The organism is Flavobacterium tibetense (genome assembly GCF_003293845.1).
Lineage (GTDB): Bacteria > Bacteroidota > Bacteroidia > Flavobacteriales > Flavobacteriaceae > Flavobacterium > Flavobacterium tibetense.
The window spans coordinates 44,309-65,834 of sequence record NZ_QLST01000013.1 but is presented as its reverse complement, the minus strand read 5'-3'; the positions used below and the strand labels follow the sequence as shown (position 1 = coordinate 65,834).

Below are 21,526 nucleotides of genomic sequence, written 5' to 3'. Positions count from 1 at the left end.
TTATCGCAAAGAATTTTATTAGAAAAACTAAATACTTCATTTAATTTAAATTATGATATTTCTCCTTCGTCGAAATGACAAACTAACTCAAACTGCCAATTGCTACTGTTCACTGAACACTTCCCTAATGCGCTTCCAACCAATTTTGTCCTTCGCCCAATTCTACTACTAACGGAACAGTTAATTGAAACGCATTTTCCATTTCTTGTTGGATTAACGGTTTAATTGTTTCTAATTCCGAGTTGTGTACATCAAATACCAATTCGTCATGCACTTGCAATAGCATTTTGGACTGCCAATTTTCATTTTTCAAACGCTTATGAATGTTAATCATCGCAATTTTTATGATATCCGCCGCCGAACCTTGGATAGGAGCATTTACTGCATTTCGTTCAGCGCCACCACGAACTACAGCATTTGCAGAATTGATGTCTTTCAAATAACGACGTCTTCCTAAAATGGTTTGTACGTAGCCATTATTGCGCGCAAAATCAATTTGTTCTTGGATGTAAGCTTTCAATCGTGGATAGGTTTTGTAATACGCATCAATTAAGGCGGCACTTTCGCTTCTGCTTAAATTGGTTTGGTTACTCAATCCAAAAGCGGAAACCCCATAAATAATTCCAAAATTTACAGTTTTGGCATGACTACGTTGTTCTTTGGTTACTTCTTCCAATGCTACATTGAATACTTTGGCAGCCGTACTTCTGTGAATGTCTTCGCCGTTTTGGAAGGCTTTAATCATGTTTTCTTCACCTGATAAAGCGGCTATAATTCGCAATTCAATTTGGGAATAATCGGCTGCTAATAAGGTGTAATTTTCATCTCGAGCAATGAATGCTTTTCTAATTTGTCTTCCTCTTTCGGTTCTAATAGGAATATTTTGTAAGTTGGGATTATTGGAACTTAATCGACCCGTTGCAGCAACCGTTTGCATATAATCGGTGTGCACTCTTCCTGTTTTGGCATCGACTTGGTTGGGTAACGCATCAATATACGTGCTTTGTAATTTCACCATTTGGCGCCATTCCAAAATGCATCGCACAATCTCATGTTCGTTTACCAAATAACTCAAGATTTCTTCGCCAGTTGCATATTGCCCAGTTTTGGTTTTCTTTTGTTTTGCTCCGCCAATTTTCAATTTATCGAATAAAATATCGCCCAACTGTTTTGGAGAAGCCAAATTGAATTTCTCGCCAGCAATTTCATAAATCTTTTGTTCGAAATTTTCGATTTCTTTTTGCATATCAACCGACATATTTCGGAGGAAATTCACATCTAAATTGATGCCTTCCGCTTCCATATCGGCTAAAACTTGTACCAATGGAATTTCGATTTCGTCAAAAAGTTTTTTGGTGCCCACTTTCTCTAAAATCGGTTGGAAATGTTGCTTTAATTGGAAGGTAATATCAGCATCTTCAACCGCATATTCTTTTATGTTTTCCAATGGAACATCGCGCATGGAAAGTTGGTTTTTCCCTTTTTTACCAATTAAAGTTTCAATTGATTTTGGTGAATAATTCAAATAAGTTTCTGATAAAACATCCATATTGTGACGCATATCAGGGTTGATTAAATAGTGAGCAATCATGGTGTCAAACAGTTTTCCTTTGACTTGAATGTTATAATTTGCCAATATTTTTAAATCGTATTTTAAGTTTTGACCAATTTTTTCGATGGTTTCATTTTCAAAAAACGGTCTGAATTTCTCGATTAAACTTTGTGCTTCTTCTTGATTTTCTGGAAATGGAATATAAAAACCTTTTCCTTTTTCGTAGGAAATTGCCAAACCAACCAATTCTGCATTCAAAGCATCTAAACCAGTAGTTTCGGTATCAAAACACACCGAAGTTTGCTTTTCTAAGTTCTGCAATAAGAGTTTGATTCCCATTTCACCTTGCACAATTTGGTAGAAATGTTCCGTATTTTCTAGAGAAGCATAACCTGAAGCATGACTCACATTAGAATCTTCCTCATGAAAACCGAATAAATCAAATTGGTCTTCATTGGATTTTTTTGGAGTAGCTTTTTTGGCAGGCATTGGCGTTCCAGAATCACTCGTTCCGTTGCCGTTGGTATCAATTTCATCGTATTCTTTTCCGCTGCCAAACCATTTATCGAATTGCGCTTTCATTTGACGGAATTCCAATTCTTGGAAAATCGCATCGGTTTTTTCTACATCGGGTTTGGATAGTTCAAAATCCGTAGCATCAAATGTAACCGGACAATCGAGTAGGATAGTAGCCAGTTTTTTGGAAAGAATTCCTTTTTCTTTATTGGCTTCAATGTTTTCTTTCATTTTGCCTTTGAGTTGGTGCGTATTGGCCAATAAATTTTCGATAGAACCGTATTCGGCTAAGAATTTTTTGGCAGTTTTTTCACCCACACCAGGCAATCCAGGAATATTATCAACGGCATCGCCCATCATGGCAAGAAAATCAATCACTTGTTCTGGACGTTCAATTTCAAATTTTTGTTGGATTTCAGGAATTCCCCAAATTTCGATATCGTTGCCCATTCGTGCTGGTCGGTACATAAAAATATTTTCAGAAACCAACTGAGCGAAATCTTTATCAGGTGTTACCATGAAAACTTGAAAGCCTTCTTTTTCGGCTTGTTTGGCTAAAGTTCCAATTAAGTCATCCGCTTCATAACCGGGTAATTCCATAATTGGAATTTGCATGGCTTTTAGAATTTCTTGAATATAAGGAACGGCAATTTTGATGGCTTCTGGTGTTTCATCGCGATTGGCTTTGTATTCTTGGAACATTTCCAAACGGTAATCGCTTCCGCCTTTATCGAAAGCAACGGCTAAATGATCGGGTTTTTCACGTTTGATTACATCCATAAGTGAATTCATGAATCCCATGATGGCTGAAGTGTCCATTCCTTTGGAATTAATTCTTGGATTTTTGATAAAAGCGTAATATCCTCTAAAGATTAAGGCGTATGCATCGAGTAAAAAAAGGCGTTTTTGTGACGACATAAATTCTGGTATTTCAATTCAATTTTCAAAGTTACGAATATAGTATAAAAGTTGGGAAGGATATTAAACTTTAGTTTCGTAAATCAAAAACACAGTTTCATAAACTGAAAAAGCATTTACACACAATTGAAGAATTTGTCTTAAATAAAAGATTTAATATTGTCTTCCCAAATAGTATAATGATGAAAAACTACACCATTTCTTTGAGGATATTAATTGCTGCTGTGATAACTATAATAGTATTGAATGCAATATTCTTGTTTTTTTTCAATAAATAATTGACAGAAAAAAACCATTTCTGAATTTGTCTCGTAAATAGCCTAAAACAAATTAATTATGAGACAAAATTTATTTCCTTTGAAATCAGTATTACTGATGGGTTTACTGACTTTTTTTGTAGCATGTTCAGATGATGATGCTGCGCCGATGCCACAACCAGAGCCAATTCCTATGCCACAAGTTGCTCCTTTGGTTGAATTTACTGCGTTAAGCAATGATAATAAAGTTTTTTATTTTAATGCTAGAAATTTAGGTTCGCCTATTCGCTCGTTAACAATTTCTGGATTACAATCTGGGGAATCTATTATTAGTATTGATTACAGACCAGCAACCGGACAATTATATGGTTTAGGTTCTTCAAGCAGATTGTATTTAATTAACGAAAATTCTGGTTTAGCAACACCACTTGGAACGACTGCTTTTACACCACAAATTGCAGGAACATCTTCTTCTATTGATTTTAACCCAACGGTTGATAGAATTCGTTTAGTATCTAATAACGGTCAAAATTTACGTTTACACCCAGAATTAGGAACTGTTGTTGCTACTGATGGAAGTTTAAATGGTGTGCCAAATGCAAGAGTTGAAGCTATTGCTTATACTAATAGTGTTTCAGGAAGCACTTCTACTTTATTATATGATATTGATTATACAGCAGATAAATTATATGTGCAAAATCCACCAAATGATGGAGGTTTACAAGAAGTTGGAAATTTAGAAGTTGATTTTGATGGTGTAGGAGGATTCGATATTATGCCAAATTCAAATTATGCTATGGCGGTGAACAATAAAAATAACGAGTCAAGATTGTACACTATCAGTTTAGCAACTGGAAAAGCAATTTGGATTGGAACATTTACACAACAAATCGTTGAAGTTGCTTTTAAATCTAACCCAATAGCTTATGCTACTTCAGCATCAAATGTTTTATACCGTATTAATCCTTTATTAGGTTCATCTAATTCAGTGAATTTGATAGGAATGAATGCTAATGAGCAAATTGTAGGATTGGATTTCAGACCAGCTAATGGAGCTTTATATGCCGTTACTAATCAAAGTAGAATGCTAACAATCAATATTGCAAACGGACAAGTAACAGCTATTGGTTCAGGTTTGAGTCCAACTCTTTCAGGTACCGATTTTGGTTTTGATTTTAACCCAACGGTGGATAGAATTCGATTAGTAAGTAACACGGGTCAAAATTTACGTTTACATCCAGATTTAGGAACAGTGGTAGCAACTGATGGAAATTTGAATCCAAGTTCACCTTCTGTTACAGCAGCGGCTTACACGAATAATTTTGCTCAAACTACAAGTACACAACTTTTTGTAATTGATACCAATAATAATAGCTTGTACTTACAAAATCCACCAAATGACGGTACGCTAGTTTTAGTTGGAAGTTTGGGAGTAACAGCAACTGCAATGAACGGTTTTGATATTGGAGGCAATAGTAATGAAGCTTTCGCTATTTTGAATGTAAATAGTGAACAAGCAGTTTATAAAATTAATTTATCAACTGGAGCAGCGACTAAAGTAGTGAATTTTTCGCCAAATATTACTGCAATGGCTGTAGGTTTAGGATTTTAAAGATTAAATTTTTAATATGAAAGCTACAAGTTGTAACATATTTGCAGCTTTTTTTATCGTTAAAATTTTAATAAATACATTTTCAATTGACTAAGATGTAGTTACTTTGCAAAAAAAAAAGAGCTAATGATTCGTTGGATTGTTTTTTTGATATTTGTTGCTATTCTAGAAATTTATGCGTTTCAGGCGTTTAAAACTTTGGTAAAATCGAAAGTGTTTTTTGTGTTTTACTTTGTAACGTCTGCAATTGCTTTATTTTATATTGTATACCAATTGACTAATTTCGATAGAAGTATAGGGCAAACCCCTAAAACTATGATGACATTAGGGTTACTGTTATTGCTTTATATTCCAAAATTATTGGTTACTATCATTTTATTCAGTGAAGATATTTTTAGATTTTTTGCTGGAATAATAGGACTTTTTGCTAAAAACACCGAAAGTGGCTTTTTACCTGATAGAAGAAAATTTGTTAGTAAGGTTGCTTTAGGAGTAGCAGCTATTCCTTTTGCTTCATTTTTGTACGGTATGTTGAAAGGAAAATATAATTTCAAAGTAATCAAGCAAACGTTGTTTTTTACGGATTTGCCAGATGCTTTTGATGGAACAACCATCACACATATTTCAGACATTCATAGTGGAAGTTTTGATGATGCCGAAAAAATCCAATATGCGATTGACTTAATCAATGAACAAAATTCGGATTTGGTATTATTCACTGGTGATATTGTGAATACACACGCTACGGAAATGGATCCGTGGATTGATACCTTCAAAGGAATTCATAATCCAAAATTGGGTAAGTTTTCCGTTCTTGGTAATCATGATTATGGAGAATATATCAATTGGCCTTCCCAACAAGATAAAATCCAAAATTTTGAGGCAATTAAATCAATTCATGAAAAAATTGATTTCAAATTGTTATTGAACGAACATGTGAAAATTCAGAAAAACAATCAGGAATTGGCAATTGTTGGTGTAGAAAATTGGGGAAGAAAATTTGGTGAACGAGGTGATTTAAATTTAGCTTCACAAGGATTATCAAAAGAAGATTTCAAAATAGTTTTAAGTCACGACCCAAGTCATTGGGACGAAATTATTCAGCATCACGAAAATCAGTTTCATTTAACGCTTTCTGGTCATACTCACGGATTGCAGTTTGGGATAGAAATTCCGGGTTGGATTAAATGGAGTCCGGTGCAATATGTTTACAAACAATGGGCTGGCTTATATGAAAATATTGGAAGATATGTTTATGTAAATCGCGGTTTTGGGTTTCATGCTTATCCTGGAAGAGTAGGAATTATGCCGGAAATTACGGTAATTGAACTAAAAAAAGGGAAAAATGTGGCGTAATTCAGTAAAAATGCTACATTTGTATAATATTTTTCGTTAGGAATAATACATTCAAAGACAAATACACTTATTATATGTCAAAATTTGGAGAACTTATTGATGCACAAGTCCCTGTATTAATTGATTTTTTTACAGAGTGGAATGAACCTTCGGTAGCGATGAACGAAGTAATCAAACATGTGGCTGCAGCATTAGGCGATAAAGCCCGAGTGATTAAAATTGATGTGGATAAAAACCGTGAATTGGCCGATGCGCTTCGAGTAAAAGGACTGCCAACACTAATGATTTACAAAGATGGTCAAATGGTTTGGAGACAAAGTGGCGAATTAGATGCCAATACGCTTATTTCATTGGTACAAGAACAAATCTAAGCTAGCACATCAAACTGAAATCCTTTATTTTTTAATTTCTGAATTACCTCTGGAAGTATTTTTCTTAGTGTTTTTTCCGCTTTAATACTATCGTGAAAAACAATGATGCTTCCTGCTGTAGTGTTTTTCAAGACATTTTCTTTGCATTTTTCTGCTGTAATTGAAGGTTTGAAATCATAACTCAACACATCCCACATCACAATTTTATATCCCAATTTTTGAATCTTTTTCGATTGACTCAAAGTCATTTTTCCATAAGGAGGACGAAAGAGTTGGAAGTCGGGAGTTGGAAGTTGGGAGTCTGATTTTCGGATTTTCAGATTTTCAGATGCTTCGAATTCAACTTTGGAATTTGTTACTTCGACTTCGCTCAGTTTGACAGTTTGGAATTTGGAATTTAAAATTTGGAATTTCTTTATTTCATTTTCACACAACTTAAAATTCTTAATGTAATTTTTGGTTTTTGTCGACCATCCGTTCAAGTGATTGAAGGTGTGATTTCCTGTTTTGTGCCCTTCATTAAGAATTCTTTGGTAAATAGTTGGGTGTTTTTGAATGTTATCGCCAATGCAAAAAAAAGTGGCTTTAATGTTTTCTTCTTTTAATATATCCAAAACCCATTCGGTAACTTCGGGAATGGGACCATCATCAAATGTTAGATAAATCGTATTGTTGGAATTAGGAACTTCCCAAATAAAATTTCGGAGTAGCTTTTTTACTGTTTTAGGTGTTTTTGTCCAAAAGAATTCCATATAACAAATGTACTATAAAAAAAATGTACCAAAGAAAATTAGTAGTTCTTTGGTACATGAATTTTTTTAAAAAGAATTTTTACTCCATTTTTCTGCCAAAATTGGCAAACATTTTATTGAAATTATTGAATTTTACTTTTTCTTGTTTGTAAAAATCAACATCTTTTGCGTCGTCAGCAATTCTAATGATGTTTCTGTAACGTTCAATGTTAGAAACAATATCTACTCGCATTGCGTATTGTTCGCTCGATTTTAAACTACTAAAGAAAGTTAACTCTTCTTGGTATTTTTTAATTAGCTTACTTAGAATTTCTCTTGCCTTTTCTCTTTCATTTAATTCGTAATAGCCTTGCGCAAATGGTTCTACTAGTGTGTAATAGTTGAAATGCTCAATTGGCATTTTTTCCATTGCCAAATCTGCAATTTTTTTGGCTTTATCCTTTTTTTCTTCAATGATTAAAGTTTCCATTAATCGCGCTAGATTGGTTCGGTAGGTTATTCCGTTTCTTCGCGTGTCTGGATCGTGATAAATCTTATCTGAACCGCTATTGCCCCAATCCCATTTGGTTACGATATCAAACATTTTGTCACTATCAATATAGCCCATTTCCATTGGATTTGGACCTCCTTTTTGCGCTTTCCTTACTGGAACAAGTTTGAAACATAAACCATCTAATTGTAAATAATCTTTCATCCACAAATAATCGTCTTCGCCAAAACTTCCACCTGTGAAATAAATAGGTCTTTCCCAATTATTTTGATTCACGATGTCTAGCATCATCAATCGGTTTTTGTACAAAGCTTCTTTTTTGATTTCAAAAGTAATAGCTGGAACTATAGAATCATAGAACTTTTCTGAAACTACTTTGTTCTTAATAATGTGGTCTTTATCAATTGGAATAATGATTTTTTTGGATGGGAAATAATTTACCCAAAGTCCGCTTCGCAATTGCACTTTTGCTCTTTCATCTTCCAATGACATAAACTTGATTAAATCATCTAATAGTATTGGATCTTCGGTTCTTTCTACGAAGAAACTGTAATCTCTATTACTACCTCGGTATTGTTCTCTACTGAAAGAAATTGGAACAGGTTCAGAATCATAAGCTTTTCGTTTCATTTGGTCAATGTACCAATCTGTCATGAATAAACTGGTGTTAACAATTCGCACATCCGTTCTGTAGCCTTCAATTTCTTGTGCATACCAAAGCGGGAATGTGTCATTGTCGCCAATAGTAAACAAAATTGCGTTCGGTTCACAAGAATCTAAATATTTTTTAGCCATTGCTAATGCCGTATACTTATTAGAACGGTTATGATCGTCCCAATTTTCTTTTGCCAATAAAACGGGAGCAGCTAAAAGAGAAATAACCAATACCAATGGAATAGCAACTTTTGGTTGAATGAATTTTTTGATTCCGTCATAGATACCATAAATTCCAAAACCTATCCACATAGCAAACACATAAAACGAGCCCACTAAAGCATAATCACGTTCTCTAGGTTCAAACGGACGTTCGTTTAAGTAAATTTTCAAAGCAATTCCTGTAAATAAGAATAGTGCCAGTAAAACATAAAAACTTTTTAAATCTTTTCTAATGTGAAAAACGATACCAATTACAGCTAAAAGAAATGGTAAGAAGTAATAGGTATTTCTACCTCTATTGTTTTTCATATCGGAGCTCAACTGACTTTGATTGCCTAATCTTGTTTCGTCAAAAACGTTTATTCCGCTAATCCAATTTCCGTTAAGCGCATCGCCTTTCCATTGATTGTCATTTTGTTTCCCTACGAAATTCCACATCAAATAGCGCCAATACATATAACCAAATTGATATTCCACCATAAACTTGATGTTATTAGCAAAAGATGGTTTTTCAATGATTAAATATTCACCATATGATTTCAAGAAGCTATCATAATCTTCTAAATCCAATCTTCCTTGATTGAAAACATTTCTAAATTCGGCTACGATTTCTACTAATTCTTGTTCATCAGCATATTCAGGCTTTATCCTAAAATCTAATGGTTCAGTAAAAGACATGTAATTTACAGCATGCTCAGAACTCCACATTCTCGGTAAAAATGCTTTGTGATTGTCGTCTGTGTTTTGTTTAGCGTTTTTATAGTTATTCGTAATGATGTATTTTTTTTGCGTGTAATCTCTTTCATAGTTCGGTTTATCATCCGAGTATGGATTGTTTTCGTCTAAACCAGAATACGAATCTGAGAATTGAGGACCATAAAACAATTGTTGTTCGCCATATTGTTCACGGTTGTAATAAGCTAGAACCTCTGCAGCATCTGACGGCTTATTTTCGTTAATAGGAACATTAGCATTTGCTCTAATAGGAAGCATCATCCAAGTAGAGAATCCAATTAGAATAAAAAGCACAGAAAGTAATATGGTGTTTGGTAAAACCATACCTTTTTGTTTGGTATAGCGCAATCCAAAATAAAAAACAGCAACAATCACTAAAAACGCAAAAATAGTTCCTGAATTGAAGGGCAATCCAAGACTATTAACCATAAAAATTTCTGTTTTTCCAAAAAAGGCTAGTGTATAAGGAAGTAATAATTTAAAAATAAACAATAAGATTGAAACGATAATAACATTGGCTATTATGAAACTTTTAAGCGTAATATTTTTGTGTTTTTTGAAGTAATAGATGAATCCTATTGAAGGAATAGTTAGAATTGCCATGAAATGCACTCCAAATGAAAGTCCAATAACTAGTGAAATCAATAGCAACCATTTGTTTCCTTTTGGTTCATCCATATCTTGTTCCCAACGTAGTCCAAGCCAAAGCAATACTGCAATTAATAGTGTTGCCATAGCATAAACTTCTGCTTCTACAGCATTAAACCAAAAGCTATCTGTAAAACTAAAAGCCAATGAAGCAATAAAAGCACTTCCCAATACCATAATAGCATTGTTGTTGTTTGTTTCGTCTTTTACAAAAAGGCGTTTCATTAATAGTGTAAGTGACCAAAACATAAACAAAACTGTAAAAGCACTCGAAAACACAGACATCATGTTAACCATCAATGCAACTTGTTCGGCTTCAAAAGCAAACATGGCGAAAAAAGCACCAAACATTTGAAATAAAGGAGCTCCTGGCGGATGTCCAACTTCTAATTTCGCTGATGTGGCAATGTATTCGCTACAATCCCAAAAACTTATAGTAGGTTCAACGGTTAATGAATAAGTGGCTAATGCAATGGCAAAAACTACCCAACCTAAAATGGTGTTCCATTTTTTAAAATTGAATGACGTCATAAATTTGTAATTATCTATTTCTATTGAACGTTGATTTTACAAAGAAAGTACTTTTTTGTATAAAGAAACAGCAAAAAAATATTTTTAATATTTTTTTTGGAAAAATTTGCGGAATTAAAAATATGTATTACATTTGCACTCGCAATCGAAAAGGTTGTATGGGAATTGGCCCATGGTGTAATGGTAACACTCCGGTTTTTGGTACCGTCATTCAAGGTTCGAGTCCTTGTGGGCCAACAAAAAAAACTCCTCAAATTGAGGAGTTTTTTATTGGTATAAATTTAAAAAAGTCCGATTCAAATGAATCGGACTTTTTTTGTTTATATTTTGAAAGTAACGACTGGTCTTTTCGCGTGGTTTACTAAATCTTCGCTGATGCTTCCGTTAAAGAAGTGAGAAATACCTTTTCTTCCGTGTGTGCTCATTCCTATTATGTCGGCATCGATGCTTTTTGCAAAATGTAAAATCCCTTTTTCAACATTAATGTCGTTGTAAATATGAGTGGTGTAGTTTTTAATATCAAAATCTTTCATGAACTCATCCATAATTTTTTGAGCTACTTTAGTAGATTTGAAATTATTTGGAGTATTGATATTTACTAAATGTAAATGCGAATTGAATTTATTAGCAAATGCAACTACTTTTTCAAAAGGTTTTTTTATTTCGTCTGAAAAATCAGAAGCGAAAACGAATTTTTCTGGTTTGAAATTAGCGTCTTCATGTTTGATAACAAGAACTGGAACATTTGAGTTTCTTACTACTTTTTCAGTGTTAGACCCGATGAACATTTCTTGGAATCCACTAGCGCCATGAGAGCCCATAACGATTAAATCAACATTGTGACCTTCTCCAGTTTTGATGATGCCTTCAAAGGCTAATTCAAATTGGATGATTTTTGTAACGGTTAAGTCTTTCAGGTAGTCAACTTCCATTAATGCGTCTAGTTTTGCAATTGCAGCATTTTTGAAAAACATTAATTCCGGAATGTCATGAGCAACAGAAAGCGCATCATTTCCAGTCATTGGAAGTTCGAGCATATGTAACAAGAAAATTTCACCATTGTTGTTTTTGGCAATCTGAGCAGCTACTTTTAATGCATTTTCCGCGCTCTTGGAAAAATCGGTTGGTACAAGGATTTTTTTCATAAGTATGTTTTTGTTTTTGAATGTAATTTTTTACATCATAAAATTACTAATTATTTCCGAGACAGACAATTTTTTTTTAAATTAAAAAATATGTGTATATTTGCAGCATTATTTAGTATCATTTAAGTAATGAGGCACGCACTGCGTGCCTCTTTTTATAGAATATGACTTTCAAAGAAAAAGTAAATAGTGCTGTAGCACAAGCTTTAGAAACACGTTTGGATTTGTTTTTAATTGAATTAAAAATGGATGACTCCAATAAAATCAGTATTGTTTTAGATGGTGATAATGGGGTTAATTTGCAAGATTGTATTGCAATAAATCGAGCAGTTGAGGCTAATTTAGACAGAGAAGAACAAGATTTTTCTTTAGAAGTAGCTTCTGCGGGTGTTTCTAGACCGTTGCAAATGCCAAGACAGTATGTGAAAAATATTGGTAGAAAATTAGCAGTAAAAACAACTCAAGGAGAAGTAATTGAAGCGGAGATTACAGCCGCAAATGAAGAACAAACCACACTTGAGTGGACAACAAGAGAACAAAAAAAAGTGGGTAAAGGAAAAGAAACAGTTGAAAAATTAGTAACTTTACCTTACTCAGAAATAAAAGAAGCAACAGTTATAATATCATTTTAAATAAAGAGTTGACATGGAGAATATTGCGTTAATTGAATCGTTTTCAGAGTTTAAAGACGACAAATTCATTGATAGAGTTACCTTAATGGCGATTTTAGAAGATGTATTTCGTAATGCATTAAAGAAAAAATACGGTTCAGACGATAATTTTGATATTATTATCAATCCCGATAAAGGTGATATGGAAATTTGGAGAAACAGAACTGTTGTTGAAGACGGTGAAGTGGAAGACGAAAATTCAGAAATCGCACTTTCTGAAGCAAGAAAAATTGAACCTGATTTTGAGGTTGGTGAAGAAGTTTCTGAAGAAGTAAAATTATTTCAATTAGGAAGAAGAGCGATTTTAGCTTTACGCCAAAATTTGATTTCAAAAATTCACGAACACGACAATACAAATCTTTACAAACAATTTAAAGATTTAATTGGGGATATCTATACAGCAGAAGTACATCACGTTAGGCCTAAGATGGTTGTTCTAATGGATGACGATGGAAATGAAATTGTATTGCCAAAAGAAAAACAAATTCCAAACGATTACTTCAAAAAAGGAGAAAATGTTAGAGGGGTTATAGAAAGCGTTGAACTAAAAGGAAATAAACCGCAAATTATCATGTCGAGAACAGCTCCAGAGTTTTTGGAGAAATTGTTTGAGCAAGAAATTCCGGAAGTTTTTGACGGTTTGATTTCTGTTAAAAAAGTAGTTCGTATCCCAGGTGAAAAAGCAAAAGTAGCTGTAGATTCGTATGATGATAGAATTGACCCTGTTGGTGCTTGTGTAGGAATGAAAGGTTCTCGTATTCACGGTATTGTTCGTGAATTAGGAAATGAAAATATTGATGTTATCAATTATACTAGTAACATTCAATTGTATATTACAAGAGCATTAAGCCCTGCAAAAGTATCTTCGGTAAAAATTAACGAAGAAACAAAACGTGCAGAAGTTTTCTTAAAGGTAGAAGAAGTTTCTAAAGCAATTGGTAGAGGCGGACATAACATTAAGTTGGCTAGTATGTTAACAGGTTATGAGTTAGATGTAATTAGAGAAGGAATTGTTGAAGAAGAAGATGTTGAATTAAGAGAATTCTCTGATGAAATTGAAGCATGGGTAATTGAAGAGTTCGAAAAAATCGGTTTAGATACTGCTAGAAGTGTATTGAATCAAGATGTGGTTGATTTAGTTAGAAGAACTGATTTAGAAGAAGAAACTATTCTAGAAGTAGTTCGTATTTTGAAAGACGAGTTAGATAACTAGTACATTTAAGCTCCAAACCAACACACAAAACAAAAAAGAATTATTAAAAAGATTATATGTCTGAAAAAAGAGTAATAAGAATCAATAAGGTTTTAAGAGAGTTGAACATTTCTCTTGAGCGCGCAGTCGACTTTTTGAAAGAAAAGAATCATGTTATTGAATCTAGTCCGAATGCAAAAATATCTCAAGAAGAATATGATGTTTTGTGCGACCAATTTTCTGCTGATAAAGGGAAAAAAGTTGCATCTCAAGAAGTAAGTGAAGAAAAGAAGAAAGAAAAGGAAGCACTGAAAAGAGAACTTGAAAAAGAACTTGAGTTGAAGCGTCAGCAAGAAGAAAAACAAAAGCAAGAAGTTATAAAGGCAAAAGCAGTTTTAACTGGACCAAAAGCTATTGGTAAAATAGATTTAAATCCTGCAAAGCCAGAGCCTAAAAAAGAAGCTGATGTTCCTGCTGTTGAGCAAACACCAACTCCAGTTGCTGAGGAAAAGCCAGTTGTTTCTGAAACTCCAGTTCAGGAAAGTAAAGAAGAAACTAAGCCAAAAGTTGTTAAGCAAGAGAAAGCTGCTGAGATAGAAACTCCAGCTCAAAGTGAAAATTCAGGAGCCGAAGGTGAAGAAGTAGATGATACCATCAAAACGAATTACCAAAAACTTTCTGGAGCTACTTTTACAGGTCAAAAAATTGATTTATCTCAATTTAATAAACCTAAGAAGAAAAAAGAAGAGCCTAAGAAAGATTTTAAAAAACCAGGTGACAACAAACCTGGAACTCCAGCTGTAGGAAACAACAATAGCGCCGCAAACAAAAATAAACGTAAGCGTATTACTAAGCCTACTCCAGGTGCAGCAAATACAACTGGTGCTCCAGGAGCTAAAAAAGATTTTTCAAAAGATCGTTTCAATAAAGGTAAAAAAGTAGTTGTTCAAAAAACGGAACCTACTGAAGAAGAGGTTAAAAACCAAATCAAAGAAACACTTGAAAGACTTCAAGGGAAAGGAAATAAATCAAAAGCGGCAAAATACCGTAAAGATAAAAGAGATACACACCGTCAGCGTGTAGATGACGAATTACAAGCTATTGAAGAAGGTAGTAAAACACTTAAGGTTACAGAGTTTGTAACGGTTGGTGAAATTGCATCTTTAATGGATGTGCCAATTACTAAAGTTATCGGAACTTGTATGTCTTTGGGAATCATGGTTACCATGAACCAACGTTTAGATGCTGAAACACTTTCAATTGTAGCGGATGAGTTTGGATATGAGGTTGAATTTATTACAACTGATATCGAAGAAGCACAAGAAGTTGTTGAAGACAATCCAGAAGATTTAGTACATCGTGCGCCTATTGTAACCGTAATGGGCCACGTAGATCACGGTAAAACTTCTTTACTAGATTATGTTCGTAAAGCAAATGTAATTGCAGGTGAGTCAGGTGGTATTACACAGCATATTGGTGCTTATGGGGTTTTATTAGAAAATGGTCAAAAAATCACTTTCTTAGATACTCCTGGTCACGAAGCGTTTACCGCAATGCGTGCTCGTGGTGCTCAAGTAACCGATATTGCAATTATTGTAGTTGCAGCTGATGATGATATTATGCCTCAAACAAAAGAAGCTATTAGTCATGCTCAAGCAGCAGGTGTGCCAATGATTTTTGCTATCAACAAAGTAGATAAGCCAGCGGCAAACCCTGAGAAAATTAAAGAACAATTAGCCGGAATGAATTTATTAGTTGAAGATTGGGGTGGAAAATACCAATCTCACGATATTTCAGCAAAATTTGGTCAAGGTGTTCCAGAACTTTTAGAAAAAGTATTATTGGAAGCTGAATTACTAGATTTAAAAGCTAATCCAAATAAACCTGCCTTAGGAACAGTTGTGGAAGCGCAATTAGACAAAGGTAGAGGTTATGTATCAACAATTTTAGTCCAAGCAGGAACTTTAAAAGTTGGAGATTATGTATTGGCAGGTAAAAATCATGGAAAAATTAGAGCCATGTTTGATGAGCGTGGTCACCAAATTAAAGAAGCAGGGCCGTCAACGCCAGTTTCGGTTTTAGGTTTGGATGGCGCACCAACAGCAGGTGATAAATTCAATGTTTACGAAGACGAAAGAGAAGCAAAACAAATTGCAGCAAAACGTACGCAATTGATGCGTGAGCAATCGGTTCGTACACAAAAGCATATTACTTTGGCAGAAATTGGTCGTCGTATCGCTTTAGGTCAGTTTAAAGAATTGAATATTATTCTTAAAGGTGATGTGGATGGTTCTGTTGAAGCATTGTCAGATTCGTTCTCAAAATTGTCAACAGAAGAAATTCAAATCAATATCATTCATAAAGGAGTTGGTGCTATTACAGAATCTGATGTATTGTTAGCTTCTGCTTCGGATGCTATTATTATTGGATTTAACGTACGTCCGCAAGGAAACGCTAAACAATTGGCAGAAAAAGAAGAAATCGATATCAGAAACTATTCTATTATCTATGCTGCAATTGATGATGTTAAAGATGCAATGGAAGGAATGTTGTCTCCAGAGATGAGAGAGGAAATTACCGGAACGGCTGAAATAAGAGAAATTTTCAAAGTATCTAAAGTTGGTACAATTGCAGGATGTATGGTGACTGATGGTAAGATTTTTAGAAATTCACAAATTCGATTAATCCGCGAAGGAGTTGTTATTTACACAGGTGAATTAACTACTTTAAAGCGTTTTAAAGACGATGTAAAAGAAGTGTCTAAAGGATATGATTGTGGTATGCAAATTAAGAACTACAATGATATTAAAGAATACGATTTAATTGAAGCTTATCAAGAAGTAGAAGTTAAGAAAAAATTGAAGTAATATTTTCAATATAAAACTAAAATATCCCAAGATTTCTTGGGATATTTTTTATTTACTAGGTTTGATGAGTAAAGCCGTTGGGTACTTCTTTTTAATATCAATCAGCGCCTTTTCTGCATGAATTCTTAGCTTGTAATTGCCTACCCAAACTTTGAATGTGGGATTGGTATAGATGATAGTAGTTTCTATGTCTTTAAAATCCTTTTTGAATTCAGCATTTTTCTTTTTTGCTTCTTCACTACTTCCGTAGAAGATTTGGATTTTATAACTGTCGTTTACAGTTAGTGAAGTGTTTAATTTTTGCTTTTCTTTAAGTAAATTCTCAATTTTTGGGTTCTGCTCAATTTTTATTTTTGAATCTTGAGCATGCATTTCATAGCTCCCAAAAGCAAATTGAAGTGCAATAAAAAAAACGGTTTTTAAGGCTAATTTTCTCATTTTGATATTTGTATAGGACAAAAATACAATTTATATAAATAAACAGAAAACTTCAAATTATTTAGAATAAATATAAATTACATTTTATGATAAAATTAAGGTTTATAGAATAGTTCTAAAATTGTATTTTTGTCGGAGTTAAAATTGTGTGTGATTCCTATTTGTTTATCAGGTAGCTAAAATCATACCAAAAATATTGAGTCGATAATCATTAATTAAATATGAAAAAGGTGGGTAACCATAAATCGTTTTCAAAGATTTTCTTCAGTTTAGCGTTCATGCTAACTTTTTCTTTGTCTGTTTTTTCTCAAGATGCTGCCGTTGGTGGTGATCCTGCAAAAGGAAAAGCATTGTTTAATTCTCAATGTGCTGCTTGTCATAAATTAGATGGTAAGGCTACGGGTCCTGCACTTCGTGGTGTTGCTGATAAGTATGAAAAAGAGTGGTTGTATAAATGGATTAAAAATAGTGCTGACTTGATTAAATCAGGTGATGCATTAGCAGTAAAAGTTTTTGAAGAAAACGGAAAAGTGCCAATGACGGCATTTCCTCAATTGTCTAATGCGGATATTGATGATATTTTAGCGTATACTTCAGAAGTTCCTGCTGAAAAACCAGTGGTAGTAGCTGATGGTGCTTCAACTTCATCTGATTCGGGTACTGGAATTTCAAACAATGTAATTCTTGGTGCTTTGGCATTGGTTTTAGGAATGTTAGTGGTAATGTTGTTTTTAGTAAACAATGTATTAACTAAAATTGCTAAAGCTAACGGAATTGAAGTTGAGCCAAAAGAAAAAGCAGTGCCAATTTGGGTAGCTTTTGCGAGAAACCATTTTTTGGTTTTAGTATCTGCAATTGCATTCTTATTAGTAGCAGCTTATTTTGCTTACGGCTGGATGATGCAAATTGGTGTTGACCAAGGATATGCTCCTGTGCAACCAATTCATTATTCGCACAAAATTCACGCTGGTGATAACGGTATTGATTGTAAATACTGTCACTCTGCTGCTCGTGTAAGTAAGCATTCTAATATTCCTTCTTTAAATGTTTGTATGAACTGTCATAAAAACATCAATGAAGTGGCTGAAACTACTGCAACTCCTGAGTATAGCAAAGCTTTCTATGATGGAGAGATTCAAAAATTATATGATGCTGTTGGTTGGGATCCGGCTACGCAAAGTTATACAGGTAAAACACAACCAGTAAAATGGGTTAGAATTCATAATTTACCTGATCACGTGTACTTTAGCCATGCTCAGCACGTAACGGTTGCTGGTGTTGATTGTCAAAAATGTCACGGTCCAGTTGAAGAAATGGAAATCATGCAACAACATGCTCCATTAACAATGGGCTGGTGTATCAACTGTCACAGAGAAACAAATGTGAAAGTAGAAGACAATGAGTACTACAAAAAAATCCATGAAGAACTTTCTAAGAAATACGGTGTGAAGCAATTAACTGCTGCGCAAATGGGAGGTTTAGAATGTGGTAAATGTCACTATTAATAAATAATTTAGAAGCTAATATCAAGTAATAATATGGCATCAAACAAAAAATACTGGAAAAGTGTTGAGGAGCTAAACGAAAATAGCTCTATTGTTGAGACGCTAAGAAACAATGAGTTTGTTGAGCAAATTCCTGTAGATGAATTTTTAGGTGATAAAGATTCGTTAGCTAGTGGTTCAACTTCTCGTCGTGACTTCTTAAAATATGTTGGATTCAGTACTGCTGCTGCTTCGTTAGCGGCTTGTGAAGGTCCTGTTGTGAAATCTATTCCTTATGTGGTTCAGCCTGAGGAAATCATTCCTGGTGTTGCAGATTATTATGCAACAACTATAGCTGATGGTTTTGATTTCGCAAATATCTTAATTAAATCACGTGAAGGTCGTCCAATTAAAGTTGAAAACAATAATTTAGAAGGATCTCGAACTGGAGCAAATGCAAGAGTTCATGCTTCTGTACTTTCTTTATATGATAGTTTAAGATTAAAAAAATCTAAAATTTCAGGAAAAGAAGCGGAATGGAGCGAAGTGAATGCTAAAGTAAAAGCTAGTTTAGAAGATGCTAAAGCTACTGGAGGTCAAGTTGTAGTATTGACAAATACGATGGCAAGTCCTTCTACAGATGCTTTAATTACTAATTTACAGGCTCAATATCCAACGGTTAAACATGTTGTTTATGATGCGGTTTCTGAATCAAATGCCTTAGATGCTTTTGAATCGGTTTACGGTGTAAGGGGTTTGGCTGGATATGATTTTTCTAAAGCTGATGTTATCGTTTCAATAGGTGCTGATATTCTTGGAGATTGGCAAGGTGGCGGTTATGATGCAGGTTATGCAAAAGGCCGTATTCCTAAAAATGGTAAAATGTCTAAACATATCCAAATAGAGGCTAATATGTCTTTGGCTGGAGCTAATGCAGATAAGCGTATTCCTTTAACGGTAGCGCAACAAAAACAAGCATTAGTAAAAATATATAATGTAGTAACTGGTGCTGCTGTTGGAACTTCAACAATTGAAAAGTACGATGCAGAAGTTATGAAAGCGGCTCAGCAATTAAAAGCAGCTGCTGGAAAAGGAGTTTTAGTTACAGGTTTAGATGATGTTGATGCACAACTTTTGGTTTTGGCTATCAATACTGCTTTATCTTCTGAAGCTTTCAATCCAAGTGCTACTAAATTAACTCGCAAAGGAAATGCTAAAGCGGTTGCTCAATTGGTAACTGATATGAATGCTGGTTCAGTTCACACTTTGATTATGAGTGGTGTTAATCCAGTTTATACTTTAGCTAATTCAAAACAATTTGTAGACGGACTTAAAAAAGTAAAACTTTCTGTTGCTTTCTCAATGAAGGAAGATGAAACGGCTAGTTTAACTACTATTGCTGCTGCAGCTCCTCATTATTTAGAATCATGGGGTGATGTTATGATGGAAAGAGGTCATTATAGTGTAATGCAACCTACTATTCGTCCTTTATTTGATACGAAACAATTACAAGAAGCTATTTTGTCTTGGACAGAAACTGCTACTTCATATTATGATTACTTAAAAGCTTTTGCTGCTTCAAATATTAATGGAAAATCTTGGAACCAAGTGGTTCATGATGGTTTTTCAGTAAGTGAAGTTTCTTCATTGTCTGCTGGTGCTATCGATGCTAGTACTTCAGCTTCAAAATTAGCTCAAGCAAAATCAGCTGGTTTGGATTTGGTATTGTATACTAAAACTGGAATGGGTGATGGACAACAAGCTAATAATCCATGGTTACAAGAGTTTCCTGATCCTATTACGAGAGCGTCTTGGGATAATTACTTAACAGTTTCTAAAAAAGATGCTGAAAAGTTAGGTTTGGAAAATTGGAATGTAGCTAATGGAGGATTGAACGGAAGTTATGCTACTTTGAAGGTAGGTAATACTACCCTTTCTAAAGTGCCAGTAATTATTCAACCGGGTCAAGCAGTTGGAACTGTTGGTTTGGCTTTTGGTTATGGAAAAACAGCTGGATTGAAAAAAGAAATGCAAGTTGGTGTAAATGCTTATACGTTATATACTAATTTAAATTCTAATCAGTCTGTAACCGTTACTAAAGAAGAGGGTGAACATGAATTTGCTTGTGTTCAGTTACAAAAAACATTAATGGGTAGAGGTGATATCATCAAAGAAACTACTCTAGAAATATTCAATACTAAAGATGCTGCTGATTGGAATATTGTTCCTGTTGTTTCTTTAGACCATAAAGAAACTCCTGCTAAAGAAGTTGATTTATGGACTGCTTTTGATAGAAGTATTGGTCACCATTTCAATTTATCAATTGACTTAAACGCTTGTACGGGTTGTGGAGCATGTGTTATTGCATGTCACGCTGAGAATAACGTACCAGTTGTAGGTAAATCTGAAGTAAGAAGAAGTCGTGATATGCATTGGTTGCGTATCGATAGATATTATTCTTCTCAAGATACTTTTGATCAAGATGTAGTTGTTAAAAATAACGCTAAAGGATTATCAGATTCTATTTCTACATTAACAGCTATGGAAGATCCTGCTGAGAATCCTCAAGTGGCTTTCCAACCTGTAATGTGTCAACACTGTAATCACGCACCTTGTGAAACAGTTTGTCCGGTTGCGGCAACTTCACATGGTAAAGAAGGACAAAACCACATGGCTTATAACCGTTGTGTGGGTACTCGTTACTGTGCTAACAACTGTCCGTATAAAGTAAGACGTTTCAACTGGTTCTTATACAACAAGAATAGTGAGTTTGATTACCACATGAATGACGATTTAGGTCGTATGGTAATTAATCCAGATGTAAATGTTCGTTCTCGTGGTGTTATGGAAAAATGTTCTATGTGTATTCAAATGACGCAAGCAACAAAATTAAAAGCAAAACGTGAAGGAAGACTTGTTAAAGATGGTGAATTCCAAACAGCATGTTCTGCAGCTTGTACAAGCGGAGCAATGGTATTTGGAGACGTAAATGATAAAGAATCACAAGTAGCTAAATTGGCTGAAGATGATAGAATGTATCATTTATTAGAGCACATTGGTACAAAACCAAATGTATTCTACCATGTAAAAGTTAGAAACGTTAAATAAGTATTAA

The 21,526-nt window shown here is 34.2% G+C and carries 13 protein-coding genes and 1 tRNA gene; 9 read left to right on the top strand and 5 right to left on the bottom strand.

Annotation, left to right across the window (positions count from 1 at the left end; all coding sequences use genetic code 11):
- Positions 1-124: 124 nt before the first annotated feature.
- The gene (polA, locus tag DPN68_RS10585; RefSeq protein WP_113989622.1) at positions 125-2,986 is read right to left on the bottom strand and encodes a DNA polymerase I; all 2,862 of its coding nucleotides are present in this window, start codon (positions 2,984-2,986) and stop codon (positions 125-127) included.
- A gap of 336 nt (positions 2,987-3,322) precedes the next feature.
- Here polA and DPN68_RS10580 point away from each other — a divergent pair, with 336 nt between their 5' ends.
- The 3 genes from DPN68_RS10580 to DPN68_RS10570 all read left to right on the top strand — a co-directional run bounded on the left by DPN68_RS10580 (position 3,323) and on the right by DPN68_RS10570 (position 6,582).
- Positions 3,323-4,855, top strand: a complete 1,533-nt coding sequence (locus tag DPN68_RS10580) for a DUF4394 domain-containing protein (protein ID WP_113989621.1) — start codon at positions 3,323-3,325, stop codon at positions 4,853-4,855.
- 126 nt (positions 4,856-4,981) lie between these two features.
- The gene (locus DPN68_RS10575) at positions 4,982-6,211 is read left to right on the top strand and encodes a metallophosphoesterase (RefSeq protein ID WP_113989620.1); all 1,230 of its coding nucleotides are present in this window, start codon (positions 4,982-4,984) and stop codon (positions 6,209-6,211) included.
- A gap of 74 nt (positions 6,212-6,285) precedes the next feature.
- Positions 6,286-6,582, top strand: coding sequence for a thioredoxin family protein (locus DPN68_RS10570; RefSeq protein WP_113989619.1), 297 nt, complete (start codon positions 6,286-6,288; stop codon positions 6,580-6,582).
- On the opposite strand, the gene DPN68_RS10565 is transcribed toward DPN68_RS10570, so the two are convergent.
- Both DPN68_RS10565 and DPN68_RS10560 read right to left on the bottom strand, forming a co-directional pair.
- Positions 6,579-7,334, bottom strand: coding sequence for a polysaccharide deacetylase family protein (locus tag DPN68_RS10565; protein ID WP_113989618.1), 756 nt, complete (start codon positions 7,332-7,334; stop codon positions 6,579-6,581). The genes DPN68_RS10570 and DPN68_RS10565 overlap by 4 nt on opposite strands.
- Before the next feature lie 79 nt (positions 7,335-7,413).
- On the bottom strand, positions 7,414-10,614 hold the full coding sequence (locus DPN68_RS10560; RefSeq protein WP_113989617.1) for a glycosyltransferase family 117 protein: 3,201 nt from the start codon (positions 10,612-10,614) through the stop codon (positions 7,414-7,416).
- 166 nt (positions 10,615-10,780) lie between these two features.
- Between DPN68_RS10560 and DPN68_RS10555 the strand changes: the two genes are divergently transcribed.
- A tRNA-Gln gene (locus tag DPN68_RS10555) sits at positions 10,781-10,851 on the top strand.
- Between the two features lie 83 nt (positions 10,852-10,934).
- Here the strand turns inward: DPN68_RS10555 and DPN68_RS10550 are convergent.
- Positions 10,935-11,759 carry a universal stress protein gene (locus tag DPN68_RS10550; RefSeq protein ID WP_113989616.1) on the bottom strand — a complete coding sequence of 275 codons (825 nt, stop codon included), beginning with the start codon at positions 11,757-11,759 and terminating at the stop codon, positions 10,935-10,937.
- A 164-nt stretch (positions 11,760-11,923) separates the two neighbouring features.
- Between DPN68_RS10550 and rimP the strand changes: the two genes are divergently transcribed.
- The 3 genes from rimP to infB are packed head-to-tail and all read left to right on the top strand — an operon-like array spanning position 11,924 to position 16,489.
- Complete coding sequence (rimP, locus tag DPN68_RS10545; RefSeq protein ID WP_113989615.1) at positions 11,924-12,391, top strand: ribosome assembly cofactor RimP; 468 nt, start codon at positions 11,924-11,926, stop codon at positions 12,389-12,391.
- Positions 12,392-12,404: 13 nt separating this feature from the next.
- The gene (gene nusA, locus DPN68_RS10540) at positions 12,405-13,643 is read left to right on the top strand and encodes a transcription termination factor NusA (protein WP_113989614.1); all 1,239 of its coding nucleotides are present in this window, start codon (positions 12,405-12,407) and stop codon (positions 13,641-13,643) included.
- 56 nt (positions 13,644-13,699) lie between these two features.
- Positions 13,700-16,489: a translation initiation factor IF-2 gene (gene infB / locus DPN68_RS10535; RefSeq protein WP_113989613.1), complete on the top strand. Its 2,790-nt coding sequence runs from the start codon at positions 13,700-13,702 to the stop codon at positions 16,487-16,489.
- Between the two features lie 48 nt (positions 16,490-16,537).
- Here infB and DPN68_RS10530 read toward each other — a convergent pair whose 3' ends face one another.
- The gene (locus DPN68_RS10530) at positions 16,538-16,927 is read right to left on the bottom strand and encodes an SPOR domain-containing protein (protein WP_113989612.1); all 390 of its coding nucleotides are present in this window, start codon (positions 16,925-16,927) and stop codon (positions 16,538-16,540) included.
- A gap of 221 nt (positions 16,928-17,148) precedes the next feature.
- Here DPN68_RS10530 and DPN68_RS10525 point away from each other — a divergent pair, with 221 nt between their 5' ends.
- Positions 17,149-18,432 (top strand): c-type cytochrome, encoded by a 1,284-nt coding sequence (locus DPN68_RS10525; RefSeq protein ID WP_113989611.1) that lies wholly within the window; start codon positions 17,149-17,151, stop codon positions 18,430-18,432.
- 33 nt (positions 18,433-18,465) lie between these two features.
- Entirely contained in the window at positions 18,466-21,519 is a 3,054-nt protein-coding gene (locus tag DPN68_RS10520) for a TAT-variant-translocated molybdopterin oxidoreductase (RefSeq protein ID WP_113989610.1), read from the top strand.
- The last annotated feature ends 7 nt before the right edge of the window (positions 21,520-21,526 follow it).

Bases quoted from the DNA above. Each gene is read 5' to 3' on its own strand.
- DPN68_RS10570 (WP_113989619.1), top strand. From the start codon at position 6,286: ATGTCAAAATTTGGAGAACTTATTGATGCACAAGTCCCTGTATTAATT.
- DPN68_RS10525 (WP_113989611.1), top strand. From the start codon at position 17,149: ATGAAAAAGGTGGGTAACCATAAATCGTTTTCAAAGATTTTCTTCAGT.
- polA (WP_113989622.1), bottom strand. From the start codon at position 2,986: ATGTCGTCACAAAAACGCCTTTTTTTACTCGATGCATACGCCTTAATC.
- DPN68_RS10565 (WP_113989618.1), bottom strand. From the start codon at position 7,334: ATGGAATTCTTTTGGACAAAAACACCTAAAACAGTAAAAAAGCTACTC.
- DPN68_RS10550 (WP_113989616.1), bottom strand. From the start codon at position 11,759: ATGAAAAAAATCCTTGTACCAACCGATTTTTCCAAGAGCGCGGAAAAT.
- rimP (WP_113989615.1), top strand. From the start codon at position 11,924: ATGACTTTCAAAGAAAAAGTAAATAGTGCTGTAGCACAAGCTTTAGAA.
- DPN68_RS10580 (WP_113989621.1), top strand. From the start codon at position 3,323: ATGAGACAAAATTTATTTCCTTTGAAATCAGTATTACTGATGGGTTTA.
- DPN68_RS10530 (WP_113989612.1), bottom strand. From the start codon at position 16,927: ATGAGAAAATTAGCCTTAAAAACCGTTTTTTTTATTGCACTTCAATTT.
- DPN68_RS10520 (WP_113989610.1), top strand. From the start codon at position 18,466: ATGGCATCAAACAAAAAATACTGGAAAAGTGTTGAGGAGCTAAACGAA.
- nusA (WP_113989614.1), top strand. From the start codon at position 12,405: ATGGAGAATATTGCGTTAATTGAATCGTTTTCAGAGTTTAAAGACGAC.
- infB (WP_113989613.1), top strand. From the start codon at position 13,700: ATGTCTGAAAAAAGAGTAATAAGAATCAATAAGGTTTTAAGAGAGTTG.
- DPN68_RS10560 (WP_113989617.1), bottom strand. From the start codon at position 10,614: ATGACGTCATTCAATTTTAAAAAATGGAACACCATTTTAGGTTGGGTA.
- DPN68_RS10575 (WP_113989620.1), top strand. From the start codon at position 4,982: ATGATTCGTTGGATTGTTTTTTTGATATTTGTTGCTATTCTAGAAATT.